A 12,354-nucleotide genomic window follows, 5' to 3' on the forward strand; every position below is an offset into this window, starting at 1 on the left:
ATCACGGCTTGTTGCAAAAGTCGCGGATTATACCCCAAGCCACGGCAAGACGCAGGCTCACTCTGCGCTTTTCTCGCCCAACCCGGTTTTCTCAAACAGTCTGGCCATGATGCCCGCCTTGTCGGCCAGATAGTTGTTCAGACCGCGACTGCGCAGTTCACACGCAGGACACGTGCCGCAACCGTCACCGGCAATGCCGTTGTAGCAGGTCAGGGTCTGCTGGCGCACCGTGTCGAGGTGACCATAGTGATCCGCCAGTGCCCAGGTCTCGGCCTTGTCGAGCCACATCAAGGGAGTTTCAAAGCGGATGCCGCGATCCAGCCCCAGCGACACTGCCTGATTGAGGGCCTTGACGAACTCGTCACGGCAATCGGGATAGCCGGAGAAGTCGGTCTCGCAGACACCGGTGATCACAGCTTCGGCGCCCACCTGATAGGCATAGATGGAAGCCAGGGTCAGGAACAGGATATTGCGACCCGGCACGAAGGTGTTGGGCAGGCCATTATCCTGCAGCTCGCAGCTGACAGGGATGTCGTCACGGGTCAGGGCAGAGACCGCCAGCTCATTAAGCAGCGTCACATCCATCACCTTGTGGGCGGTAATCCCCAGTGCACAGCCCAGACGGCGCGCGGTGTCGATCTCTTCCCGATGGCGCTGGCCATAGTCGAAGGTGATGGCGTGTACTTCATCATACTGAGCCAATGCCTGTACCAGACAGGTGGTGCTGTCCTGACCGCCACTGAAAACCACGACTGCTTTTTTCATCTTGATAACTCCTTGAATTGTCACGCGCGGCGGCCTTCGGCAAAGTCCTGCCACTGGGTATTCAACCGGTTAAACAGGGTCAGCAAGGGCGCATAGTGCTCCGGCCTCCCCTCCCACCGGGACAAGAGGTGATAGCCCGCCTCTATGGTAGAGAGGGCATCGGGAAAGGGTTTCTTGCGAATGGCATATTGACCGGCAATGGCACCAATGCCGATACGGGGCAAGCGAGCCAGTGCCGGGTTGCTCTGCAACATGCGATAGGCTTTGCGCCAGGTGCCGTCGAGCAAGATAAAGGCGATGGACGTTTTGCCAGAGGATTCATTCTCCCGCTGTTGGCGAAGATCGGTCAGCGAAATGGCATCCTCATCCGGCCAGAGTAGATAGCAGCGACGGGAAGGATCTGCAAGCAACCCATTGAGCCACTCATCGCGGGAAAAGTCCTCCCCCACATGGATCTCGCACTGTTGCAAAGAGGCCGCCAGCAGCGCTGCAGTCCCCTTGGGATGTGCCATCTCGTTGGGGTGCTGCAAGATGTAAAGTGGCGTGTGATTGTCAACCGGCACAATATAATCGCACAGGCAGGCTTTGAGGGCTCGGGTGCAACGTGTACAGTATCGACTGTTCTTGTCGTTGGACTGTTTCATGTTGTCAGACAAATCTGGATTGCTCTGGGTTATCACGCTCTCTCTCACCAGCTTGCTACTCTTCTTTACCGTTCCCAATCTTCAGCTCTCCTTCGATCGGGCCTTGATCGCCGGGGGCGAAGGGTGGCGGATCATAACAGGCAATCTGGCTCATACCAATCTGTGGCACCTGCTGCTCAATCTGGGCGGCCTCGCCATCCTCTATAGCTTGTTTCGCGACTATCTGGGTGGGGCTCGCCTGCCGCTGCTGATGTTGCTGCTCTGGCTGGCAGTGGGCTTGGGGATCTGGTGGTGGTGCCCGCAGACCCATTGGTACATGGGGCTATCCGGCTCGCTGCATGGCCTGTTTGTCTGGGGGGCAATGCAGGATATCCGCCACGGACGCCGCACGTCGGGCTGGCTGCTGCTAGCGGGGATGGGGCTCAAGCTGGTGATGGACTTCTACAACGCAGGAGAGAGCCCGATCGCGACCCTGATCAATGCCAGGGTACACATCGGCTCTCATCTTATCGGGGCCGGTGCAGGCCTGTTGCTCGGCCTGCACCGTGTATCACTGAGTGAGCCTGTTACGCACCAACCAGCTCGGCATTGATGCTGGCCAGCATGGCGGCCGGATCGGCAGCCTGCGTAATGGGGCGACCGATAACCAGATAATCGGACCCCGCCTCGACCGCCGCTTTCGGTGTCATCACCCGGCGCTGATCCCCGGCCGCTGAACCGGTCGGGCGAATACCCGGGGTCACCAGCTTGAACTCATCACCCAGCAAGGCTTTAAGCTCATGGGCCTCGTTGGCAGAGCAGACAACCCCATCCAAGCCGGATGCCTTGGTCAAGGTAGCCAGCCGGATCACCTGCTCGGCAGGGCTCACATCCAACCCGAGGGGGATCATGTCGGACTGCTCCATGCTGGTCAGCACGGTCACGCCGATAAGCAGGGGGGCCTTGTCGCCATAAGGCCGCAGCGCCTCTTTGGCGGCACGCATCATCCGCTCACCACCACTGGCATGCACGTTGACCATCCAGACTCCGAGCTCGGCACTGGCTGCCACGGCTTTGGCAACGGTATTGGGAATATCGTGAAACTTCAGATCCAGAAAGACATCGAATCCCTTGGCCACCAGCTGACGTACAAACTGCGGGCCAAACAGGGTAAACATCTCCTTGCCTACCTTGAGACGGCACTGGGCCGGAGAGATACGTTCAACGAACGCTAAGGCATCTGCCTCGTGCTGATAATCCAGCGCTACCAGTACTTTGGGATCTTGCATCTCACATCCTATTGCTTGTTATTCACCGTCCAGACCACGGATCGGCTTGATGGAACCCCACTGGCGACAAGACGGGCACTGCCAGAACAACGAGTGAGTGGCAAAGCCGCACTGCCGACACTTGTGGGTTGACTTGATTTTTATCTGCTCGCCGACCAGCTGTTGCAGCAGTTCGAGGCTCTCCTTGGCTGGCCCCTCTTCCGCACTGGCCAGCTGAAAACCCACCAGCTGGTAAAAACCTTTCATCGACGGATGACGACGCAGCTGACGCAGCACCAGCGAACGGGCCTGGCTCAGGCCATCACGCTCTTCAACCAGCTTGGCAAGGGCCAGGGTCACGCTGACGCCGGCGTGATCTTCCACTGCCTTCTCAAGCAGCGGGATCAACGCAGGCGTGCGCCCCAACTGCTGATAGCACTCGAGCAATTTGGGCATTGCCTCGGAGGCAAAATCGATATCCTGCTCGAACACCCGCAGCAGCTCCTTGCTGGCCTGCTCATACTCCCCCTCTGCCATGGCGAGCTCAGCGAGGCGCAAACTGGCCCGGGCACATGCCGGATTGATACTGAGCGCCCGTTTGAGCTTGGCCAGCCCCTCCCCTTTATTGCCCTCACGCAGCGCGATCTCGGCTTGTTCGCAATAGAAATGGGAGATGGGGTCGGCCAGCTTCTTGCCCTGGAATTTTTGCAGACGAACCGCCACATCGATGGCCTTATCCCAATCCCGCAACTGCTGATGGATGATCAACAGCTGTGCCAGCGCCGTCTCTTCATAGTCGCTGTCGTCACACAGCTCATTCCAGAGCGCTTCCGCTCGGTCCAACAGACCAGCAGCCAAAAAGTCGCGCGCAAGCTCCTGCAAGGCAAGCTGTCGCTGCTCCCGGGTCAGCTGGCGGGTTACCAGGTTCTGGTGGATCTTGATGGCACGATCGACCTCCCCACGCTGGCGAAACAGGTTGCCGAGGGAGAGGTGTGTTTCGATGGTTTCACTGTCCACCTCAAGCAGCTGGATAAAGAGATCCACCGCCTTGTCGGATTCATCGGACAGCAAATAGTTGAGGCCCGCCACATACTGGCGGGAAAACTGGTTACTCTGTTTTTGGGTGTCCTGGCGAACACTCCTGCGACCCATGTACCAGCCATAACCGGCGGCGATGGGTAACAGCAGGAAAAGCAGTTCAAGCATTGAGGAACATTATTCCTTACCCGGTGACCGGGCCAGCTCCAACTCGCGGGATTGACGACGCATGGTGCGGTTGAGGGTGCGGTTTTGCATTTTCAGGCGCAGGAACAGCAGGCCGAATACAAGCCAGCCCAGCAAAAAACCGCCAGCGAAGAAGAAGCCCAACAGCATGGCAAGCGAAAACTCACCCTGAGCGATCAGGTAATTGAACTGAACCAGCTGGCCATTTTGTGAGCCCAGCGCCAGGGTCAGAACAAACACCAGCACCAGCGGAATGAGGGCCAAAATACGCTTCATAAGAGCTCCCTGTCAGTATCTAATGAGAGGCTGATTATCCTTAAAATCGCAGGCAGACTCTAGAGTGAATGGGAAAAGAGTTTAAGAAACAAGACGATTGGCACAGGAATCGGTGCCAAAAAGAAAAAAGGCATACCCGAGGTATGCCCATTTCTGCATTATTCAATGATGTTGACGCGCTCGCGCAACTCTTTGCCAGGTTTGAAGTGCGGGACATATTTCCCGGTCAGTTCAACCTTGTCCCCAGTCTTGGGGTTGCGGCCCACACGGGGCGCACGATAGTGCAGTGAAAAACTGCCAAATCCGCGGATTTCAATCCGGTCGCCGTTTTGCAAGGTCGACGCCATCTGCTCAAGGATCTCCTTGATGGCGGCTTCGACATCCTTGGCCGGCATATGCATGCGGCTGGCTGCCAGTTGTTCGATGAGATCTGATTTGGTCATAACGTTAAATCTCCTTCCCCGATCACATGCAATATTCATTTTGCCAGGATAAAAAAGGGCGGCGCAATGCCGCCCTTTTCTTGCATCAAGGATTACTCACCCTTGGCGGCTTTGAACGCTTCCATCATAGCATTGCTGAACACAACTTCTTCTTGTTGGTTCAGGTTATCGATAGCAACACGCTCATCAGCCTCGTCCTTAGCACGGACAGACAGGCTTACGGTGCGGTTCTTACGATCAACGCCCATGAATTTAGCTTCAACTTCGTCACCAACAGACAGCACCAGAGTGGCGTCTTCTACACGGTCACGAGCAGCGTCGGAGGCACGCAGGTAGCCTTCTACGCCATCAGCCAGTTCGATAACGGCACCTTTGGCATCAACCTCGGTAACCTTACCCTTCACGATAGCACCTTTCTTGTTGTCAGCCAGGTACTTGTTGAACGGGTCTTCTTCGATCTGCTTGACACCCAGGGAGATGCGCTCACGCTCCGGATCCACTTGCAGAACAACGGCTTCGATCTCGTCGCCTTTCTTGAATTCACGCACGGCTTCTTCGCCCTGGTTGTTCCAGGAGATGTCAGACAGGTGAACCAAGCCGTCGATGCCGCCATCCAGACCGATGAAGATACCGAAGTCAGTGATGGACTTGATCTTGCCGGAAACACGGTCGCCTTTGGCGTGAGTTTCGGCAAACAGCTGCCACGGGTTGGATTTGCACTGCTTCAGACCCAGGGAGATACGACGACGCTCTTCGTCGATGTCCAGAACCATCACGTCAACCACGTCGCCAACGTTAACAACTTTGGACGGGTGGATGTTCTTGTTGGTCCAATCCATCTCGGATACGTGTACCAGGCCTTCAACGCCTTCTTCGATTTCAACGAAGCAGCCGTAGTCGGTCAGGTTGGTCACGCGGCCAGACAGACGGGTGGTCTCCGGGTAACGTTTGGCGATAGCAACCCAGGGATCTTCGCCCAGCTGCTTCAGACCCAGGGATACACGGGTACGCTCGCGGTCGAACTTCAGAACCTTGACAGCGATCTCGTCGCCAACGTTGACGATTTCGGAAGGATGCTTAACGCGCTTCCACGCCATGTCGGTGATGTGCAGCAGGCCGTCAACACCGCCCAGATCTACGAATGCACCGTAGTCGGTCAGGTTCTTGACGATACCCTTAACTTCTTGACCTTCTTGCAGGTTAGCCAGCAGGCTTTCGCGCTCGGAGGTGTTCTCGGTCTCGATCACGGCACGACGGGAAACAACAACGTTGTTGCGCTTCTGGTCCAGTTTGATGACTTTGAACTCGAGTTCTTTGTTTTCCAGGTGAGCGGTGTCACGGATCGGACGCACGTCAACCAGAGAACCCGGCAGGAAGGCACGGATGCCGTTCAGTTCAACGGTGAAACCACCCTTGACCTTGCCGTTGATGATACCGATAACGGTAGCTTGCTCTTCGTAAGCCTTCTCAAGCTGCAGCCAGGCTTCGTGGCGCTTGGCTTTTTCGCGGGACAGCTTGGTTTCGCCGAAACCATCTTCGATAGAGTCCAGAGCCACGTCAACGGTGTCGCCGACGTTGATTTCCAGCTCGCCCATGGCGTTCTTGAATTCTTCAGCCGGGATAGCGGACTCGGATTTCAGACCGGCGTCAACCAGTACGAAACCGTTCTCGATAGCAACGACAGTACCCTTGACGATGGAACCTTGACGGGTTTCAACGGCGTTCAGGGACTCTTCAAAGAGTTGAGCAAAAGATTCGATCATTGTTTATGTCACAAATGAAACATCCACTTGCAATCCGGCACAAGCGGGGCTGTTTTAAATAATCTGCGCCATCCTTGGTGCAGACGACCGGATGTCAGCTTGCGCTGGCATCACCAAGTTGTTGCTCTGCATAGGCGAGCACTGTTGCCAGTACTTCATCTATGGTCATGGCGGTAGAGTCTACCACCAGAGCATCTTCTGCCGGTTTCAGGGGTGCAGTAGCGCGATTTCTGTCGCGATCGTCACGTTCCCGAATCTCGGTTAAAAGACGCTCAAAGTTAACATCAAAGCCCTTATCTTGCAACTGCTTATAGCGACGCTGGGCCCGTTCTTCGGCACTGGCGTCGAGGAAAATCTTCACCTCGGCCTCAGGGAAAACCACGGTCCCCATGTCACGACCATCGGCAATCAGACCTGGGGCCTGACGAAATGCACGCTGACGGCGCAGCAAGGCTTCGCGCACCCGGGGGAAGGCGGCGATTTTACTGGCAGCATTACCCACTTCTTCGGTGCGGATGGTGCGGGAGACATCTTCCCCTTCCAGGATTACCTTGACCAGATCGCCTTCTACCTGAAATTGCACATCCAGATTGGCAGCCAGCGGCACCAGTGAGGCTTCACTGTCCAGCTCTACATCGTGATGCAGGGCGGCCAGGGACAACACCCGATAGATGGCGCCCGAGTCCAGCAAGTGCCAACCCAGCTTCTCAGCAAGCAGTTGACACAAGGTGCCTTTACCTGCACCACTGGGGCCATCAATTGTCATTACGGGGGCCATCTGAGGCATAACTTCTCTCCTGCACTGTGTTGCTCCCATCCCGAAGGGGTGGGTTAATGGGCGCCGATTATACCCGAATGTGGTGAGCCTGGCAGTCATCAATCCGCACAAAGGGCCAAAACCCCGACGGACAGCTGTGCTTATATCTCATTTGGAGATTTCATTAAGCAATGCAGGGACTTGTTCTTATGGTCGTTCCTGACAAGGCGCGCTAAACTGGCCCCCTTTTTTGAGCCGTTAGTAGTAAGGAGCAACCTATGAGCAGCGTTACCCTCGTGGCCAAATCCAAATTGCCAACCCCCTGGGGCACCTTCACGCTGGTAGGTTTTCAGGAAACCGGCACAGGCAAAGACCACGCCGCACTGGTGATGGGCGACATTACCGGTGACGAGCCCGTGCTGGGCCGGATCCACTCAGAGTGCCTGACCGGCGACGCCCTGTTCAGCTTGCGTTGTGACTGCGGTTTCCAGTTGCAGGCGGCCATGGAGAATATCGCCAAAGCCGGTCGTGGCGTATTGCTGTATGTGCGTCAAGAGGGTCGTGGCATCGGCTTGCTCAACAAGATCCGCGCCTATCACCTGCAGGATCAGGGGGCCGATACCGTGGAAGCCAACGTGGCCCTTGGTTTCGCCGCCGATATGCGCGACTACACCATCTGCGCCGATATGCTCAAGCAGCTTGAGGTCAAGTCTCTCAAACTGATGACCAACAACCCGCGCAAGATGAAAGCGATGGAATCCTTCGGTATTCCGGTGGCCGAACGGGTACCGTTACAGGAAGGGCGCAATCCCCACAACGAGTTCTATCTGTCGACCAAGGCCAACAAGCTGGATCATATGCTGAAGAAGTGAGCCTGCATTGACGAATACCAGATAGTCAAACGCCTCCCGAACGGAGGCGTTTTTCTTGGGATGACCACACATCAACCCAAGCTATCTAAGTGGTACGGTCAAATTGGCCAGCAGAGCTTCAAGCTCTTCGCCAGTGCGGGCAGCACAGTATTGTTCGACCCGCTCGCGGGTCAATTGCGGCGCGAGACGTTCAATCAGATCGTAGAGATAGCCGCATAAAAATGCCCCTCTGCGCAACCCGATAGCGGCCACACCGCCTGGTAGCCAGGGCGCCGTTTTGAGCACCAGATCGCCATCGCGCTGGGGCTCCCAAGCAAAAGTTGCCATCACCCCGATGCCCATTCCTTGTCTGACATAGGTCTTGAGCACATCGCTGTCGCTCACACAGCAGGCGATCCGGCTCTCGGCATGAGCGCAATCAGTGCCATGTGCAGCAGAGAGCGCCCTTCCATCGGTCACCAATGCAAACTCCACCAGCTCGGCCGGGGTCAGCGATGTTGCTTTGGCCAACGGATGATCCTTGGGCAGCACCAAGCCCCGTTGCCACTGAAAAGAGGGGAGAATGAGCAGATCGCTCCCCTCCTCCGGTTCATCCGCCAGCAGCAGATCGGCAGCGCCATCATGCACGGCTACGCGGCACTGCGCCGCACTCCCCTGCATCACAGTTACGGCAACTTTGGGAAAGCGGGCCATAAAACCCTTGAGGATGGCGGGCAGAATATAACGGGCTTGCAGATGAGTAGCGGCAATGGTGAGGGTTCCCTGCTCCGGATGCACATGCTGCCTGGCCATCACCTTGATGGTGGCGACCTTGTCCAGCACCTCCGCGGCCACTTTGATCACGTCCCGACCGATGGGGGTGATCTGGGTCAGGTGTTTGCCGCTGCGCTCGAAGATCTGGATCCCTAGCTCATCCTCCAGCATCCGCACCTGTTTGCTGATCCCGGGCTGGGAGGTAAAGAGGCTCTCGGCGGTGGCCGACAGATTCAGCCTGTGGTTCGCCACCTCGACGATATAGCGCAATTGCTGCAATTTCATGGTGTAGCCCTCAAGCGAACCCACCGTTAATAGTAACAAACTTTCAGCAATGACCCGCCGCCATCAGGCCGGGCGCTCCTTGAGTAGGAAATCACGCAAGGCACGGTTGGCCATGGAGAGCGGATCGCCACGTCGCCACGCCACACAGAGGTCGAGGTAGATGGGCGGGTCAAAGGGCACGCCACTCAGATCCGGCTCCTCTTCCAGCACCATCCGCAAGAAGGTGGTCACCGCAAAACCTTGCCGCACCACCGCCTTGAGCAGAGGGATAAGATTGCTCTCGAAGGCGATATCGGGTTCAACGCCCAGGCTCTGGGCCAGCGCCTCCATATGCTCCCGGTGGTAAAAACCACGGCGAAACAGCGCCAGCTCCTGAGCGAAAAACTGCGAGAGGGTGACGGCCGATGCGCCACGCAAGGGGTGATCGTCCCCCACCGCCATCAACATCTCTTCGCTCAGCAGATGCGCTCCCTCGATGGCGGGGGGCAGATCACTGGTGATGAGAATGGCCAGATCGAGGGAGCCATCCACCATCCGGCTGAGCAGCTCGCGGGTACCGGCCTCCTCAACACGGATCTTGAGGCCGGGGTAGCGGTGCTTGAAGGCCATCAGACGAGGGGGGAAATAGTAGGAGCCCATCATGTAGGGGATCCCGATCCGCACTTCCCCCCGCTCCAGCCCCTTGAGCTCGGCCATCTCGGCCTCGGCCTGATGCATCTGCAGCAACAGACGCTCGGCATGGCGACAGAGCACCTCTCCCTCTGGGGTGAGCCGTACCGCCCGGTCCTGCCGATCAAACAGCCGCAACTCGAGCTGCTGCTCCAGTTTGGCAATGGCCATGCTGATGGCCGGTTGTGCCACATGCAGACTGTTGGCTGCCTTGGTAAATGAGCCGGCATCCCTGACCGCCAGCAGATAGGTGAGCTGTTTCAGATCCATGTATCAATTCATCTTATTAGATGGATAACTTAAATATATTATATTTATAACCGCAAGGACTCTACCCTGACCAAAAGTAGTCAGGACAATACGCAATGATTGAAGTTGGAAGTCGCGAGTGGATACGTGCAACCCTGGCCCTCAGCCTGGGCTCTTTTCTGGTGTTTCTGAACATCTACCAGACCCATCCCCTGTTACCCCTGATCGCCGAGGTCTTCTCGGTCAACTCCCTCTCGGCCAGCTGGACCCTGGCAGGATGCACTGCTGGCCTCGCCGCCTCCCTGCTGATCTGCGCCAGACTGGCGGATCGCCATGGCCGTCGGCAGGTCATGCTGGGTACCCTCACCCTGGCGATCCTGCTCTCACTGTTGATCCCGCTGGTTGAGCAGTTTGGCACCCTGCTGCTGCTACGCATCCTGCAGGGCGCGCTGCTGGCAGGACTGCCCGCGACCGCGATTGCCTATATGGGGGAAGAGTTCAGCAAACGGGCGCTCCTCTCGGCGGTGGGGGTCTATATTGCCGCCAACTCCCTCGGTGGCATTGCCGGTCGGGTGGTCGGCGGTCTGTTGGCGGGCTGGTTTGGCAACTGGCAGCATACCTTTCTGGGGATTGGTGTGATCAGCCTGTCACTGCTGCCGCTGGTCTTCTGGCTGCTGCCCCATCAGACCCGCTTTGTGGCGAGCGCCCCCGTTCGCGGCCAATTTGCTCGCGCCTTGCAACAACACCTGACCAATCCCTTGCTGGTAGGGGCCTATCTGATTGGCGGCCTCAACTTTATGGTGTTTCTGAACCAGTTCAGCTACCTCACCTTCTTGCTGGCCAAGCCCCCCTTCTCCTTGCCCACCCAGTGGCTCGGCATGCTGTTTCTCACCTATCTCTCGGGGACGGTGGCCTCCTCACTGAGCGGCCGCTTTGCCAACCGCTGGGGGGCACAACGCATGCTGCTGGTCGGGATCGCCCTGATGGCCCTCGGCAGTCTGTGGCTGCTGCAAGGAAGCCTGCCCGGGATCCTGAGTGGCTTGCTGATCTCCAGCTTCGGCTTTTTCCTGGCACACGCCTGCGCCAGCGCCTGGGTCGGTCATCATGTCGAACAAAACCGCGCCCTCGCCTCCTCCCTCTATCTGGTGGCCTACTATCTGGGAGCCAGTCTAGGGGGGCTTTACTTGCACCCCTTCTGGGAGCAAGGCGAGCTGGACGGTCTGGTCATGGGAATTGAACTGGTCCTCATCCTGACGGCAGGCTTGAGCCTCTGGCTCGGCCGTCTCAAGCAGCGAAGCCGATCGCCACTGCCAGCCCAGCAACCCCACCGACACGGGTAACAGGCTCAGCGCAAACAGGGTCACCCACGAGCAGATAGCGCTCTCGCAACCAAGCACCGCCAGATAACAAAAGGGGTCACACCGGTGACAATTCCGATCCGTTAGAGCTCCACATGCCCCCCCAACGCCTTCCTGCAAGCTCGCCAAAAGCTTGGCTACAAGGGCATCGAGCGGCGGTTTCACAGCACCGCCGCAGGCTGGCACCAGCAGGTCAATCACCCCAATTGGGCCAGGCTGAAACTGGTCACCGTCGATTACTTGATGTGGAACACGCCCGATACCTCGAACAGCTCCCGCCTTTGCCAAGCCCGGCACCCAGCATGGCGATCCCTCCTACCAGGATGTTCGCATACTTTGTCAGATAGAGCTAACAAGCCACCAGCTTGTTCAAGCGGTCATAGATAGCTGCGCCGTCAACGAGATTGTGCTGGCGGAAAAGCTTATCGACCACACGCCAGACCACTCGATCACCCTGTTCGACAAGGGGCTCTACTCGCTCGGCATGCTCCACGCCAGGCAAACCACCGGCAACGAGCGGCACTGGTTGCAGCCACTCAAAGAGGGGACGCAAGAAGTGACCGCTGTTGCCCGAAACGATAGAAGCCCGCTTGCTGACTCGTACTATCAACGGCAAGGAGCACCAAGTGTTGACATCGATGGTCGACCCGATGCGTTTCCCAGGGACTGACATCATCGAGCTCTACAACCATCGCAGGAAAATATAGAGCTGGGCTATCGGGAGATGAAACACAGCCTGCAGCAACACCGACTGACCCTGCGCAGCTAGGTGAAGATGGCCGCGAGCCTGAAGGGATACACGACGAGCTAGCTGAGTTTTCACATGGCGTCGGTCCATCTCATTCATGGACTGAGCTGCATGCTGCATATGTCGCCGAGGACTATCCAGAAGCGGGTCGCTGAGCTAGAGAAACAAGCGGGAGAGTTTATATTGCCGGAACGAAGGGAGCGAAGTCCCCCCCACTACGTGAAGCCAAGGCCACAGAGATATAATGTGAAAAAAATAAATTAAAACAATACCATTCAGGCTTAACTGACTGGCATTACCC

13 protein-coding genes and 1 pseudogene are annotated in these 12,354 nt (G+C 57.3%); 4 read left to right on the top strand and 10 right to left on the bottom strand.

The genetic code is table 11. The features are described from left to right. Positions 1-57 precede the first annotated feature (57 nt). The gene (gene queC, locus I6L47_RS04590) at positions 58-765 is read right to left on the bottom strand and encodes a 7-cyano-7-deazaguanine synthase QueC (RefSeq protein WP_206899780.1); all 708 of its coding nucleotides are present in this window, start codon (positions 763-765) and stop codon (positions 58-60) included. 20 nt (positions 766-785) lie between these two features. After that, on the bottom strand, positions 786-1,409 hold the full coding sequence (locus I6L47_RS04595; protein ID WP_216948773.1) for a tRNA-uridine aminocarboxypropyltransferase: 624 nt from the start codon (positions 1,407-1,409) through the stop codon (positions 786-788). On the opposite strand from I6L47_RS04595, the gene rrtA reads away from it, so the two are divergent. After that, positions 1,408-2,001 carry a rhombosortase gene (gene rrtA / locus I6L47_RS04600; protein ID WP_216948774.1) on the top strand — a complete coding sequence of 198 codons (594 nt, stop codon included), beginning with the start codon at positions 1,408-1,410 and terminating at the stop codon, positions 1,999-2,001. The two genes, I6L47_RS04595 and rrtA, sit on opposite strands and share 2 nt — an antisense overlap. Here the strand turns inward: rrtA and pyrF are convergent. The 6 genes from pyrF to cmk form a co-directional block, all read right to left on the bottom strand. Beyond that, positions 1,976-2,677 carry an orotidine-5'-phosphate decarboxylase gene (pyrF, locus tag I6L47_RS04605; RefSeq protein WP_216948775.1) on the bottom strand — a complete coding sequence of 234 codons (702 nt, stop codon included), beginning with the start codon at positions 2,675-2,677 and terminating at the stop codon, positions 1,976-1,978. The two genes, rrtA and pyrF, sit on opposite strands and share 26 nt — an antisense overlap. A gap of 18 nt (positions 2,678-2,695) precedes the next feature. Next, positions 2,696-3,862, bottom strand: a complete 1,167-nt coding sequence (gene lapB, locus I6L47_RS04610; RefSeq protein ID WP_005346478.1) for a lipopolysaccharide assembly protein LapB — start codon at positions 3,860-3,862, stop codon at positions 2,696-2,698. Positions 3,863-3,871: 9 nt separating this feature from the next. Then, positions 3,872-4,156, bottom strand: coding sequence for a LapA family protein (locus I6L47_RS04615; RefSeq protein WP_005337143.1), 285 nt, complete (start codon positions 4,154-4,156; stop codon positions 3,872-3,874). Positions 4,157-4,314: 158 nt separating this feature from the next. After that, positions 4,315-4,599, bottom strand: coding sequence for an integration host factor subunit beta (ihfB, locus tag I6L47_RS04620; RefSeq protein WP_005299934.1), 285 nt, complete (start codon positions 4,597-4,599; stop codon positions 4,315-4,317). Positions 4,600-4,691: 92 nt separating this feature from the next. Further along, complete coding sequence (rpsA, locus tag I6L47_RS04625) at positions 4,692-6,362, bottom strand: 30S ribosomal protein S1 (protein WP_005337148.1); 1,671 nt, start codon at positions 6,360-6,362, stop codon at positions 4,692-4,694. 94 nt (positions 6,363-6,456) lie between these two features. After that, positions 6,457-7,149 carry a (d)CMP kinase gene (gene cmk / locus I6L47_RS04630; RefSeq protein ID WP_019444698.1) on the bottom strand — a complete coding sequence of 231 codons (693 nt, stop codon included), beginning with the start codon at positions 7,147-7,149 and terminating at the stop codon, positions 6,457-6,459. Positions 7,150-7,397: 248 nt separating this feature from the next. On the opposite strand from cmk, the gene ribA reads away from it, so the two are divergent. After that, positions 7,398-7,991 (top strand): GTP cyclohydrolase II, encoded by a 594-nt coding sequence (ribA, locus tag I6L47_RS04635; protein ID WP_005351157.1) that lies wholly within the window; start codon positions 7,398-7,400, stop codon positions 7,989-7,991. Between the two features lie 81 nt (positions 7,992-8,072). Here the strand turns inward: ribA and I6L47_RS04640 are convergent, their stop codons facing one another. Together I6L47_RS04640 and I6L47_RS04645 are read right to left on the bottom strand one after the other, a co-directional pair. Then, entirely contained in the window at positions 8,073-9,029 is a 957-nt protein-coding gene (locus tag I6L47_RS04640; protein WP_216948776.1) for a LysR substrate-binding domain-containing protein, read from the bottom strand. Positions 9,030-9,092: 63 nt separating this feature from the next. Continuing rightward, complete coding sequence (locus tag I6L47_RS04645; RefSeq protein WP_216948777.1) at positions 9,093-9,968, bottom strand: LysR family transcriptional regulator; 876 nt, start codon at positions 9,966-9,968, stop codon at positions 9,093-9,095. A 95-nt stretch (positions 9,969-10,063) separates the two neighbouring features. Here I6L47_RS04645 and I6L47_RS04650 point away from each other — a divergent pair, with 95 nt between their 5' ends. Both I6L47_RS04650 and I6L47_RS04655 read left to right on the top strand, forming a co-directional pair. Next, entirely contained in the window at positions 10,064-11,287 is a 1,224-nt protein-coding gene (locus tag I6L47_RS04650; RefSeq protein WP_216948778.1) for an MFS transporter, read from the top strand. Positions 11,288-11,407: 120 nt separating this feature from the next. Further along, positions 11,408-12,317, top strand: a pseudogene (locus I6L47_RS04655) (transposase); the annotation flags it as partial. Between the last annotated feature and the right edge of the window lie 37 nt (positions 12,318-12,354).

The organism is Aeromonas sp. FDAARGOS 1417 (genome assembly GCF_019046985.1).
Taxonomy (GTDB): domain Bacteria; phylum Pseudomonadota; class Gammaproteobacteria; order Enterobacterales; family Aeromonadaceae; genus Aeromonas; species Aeromonas veronii.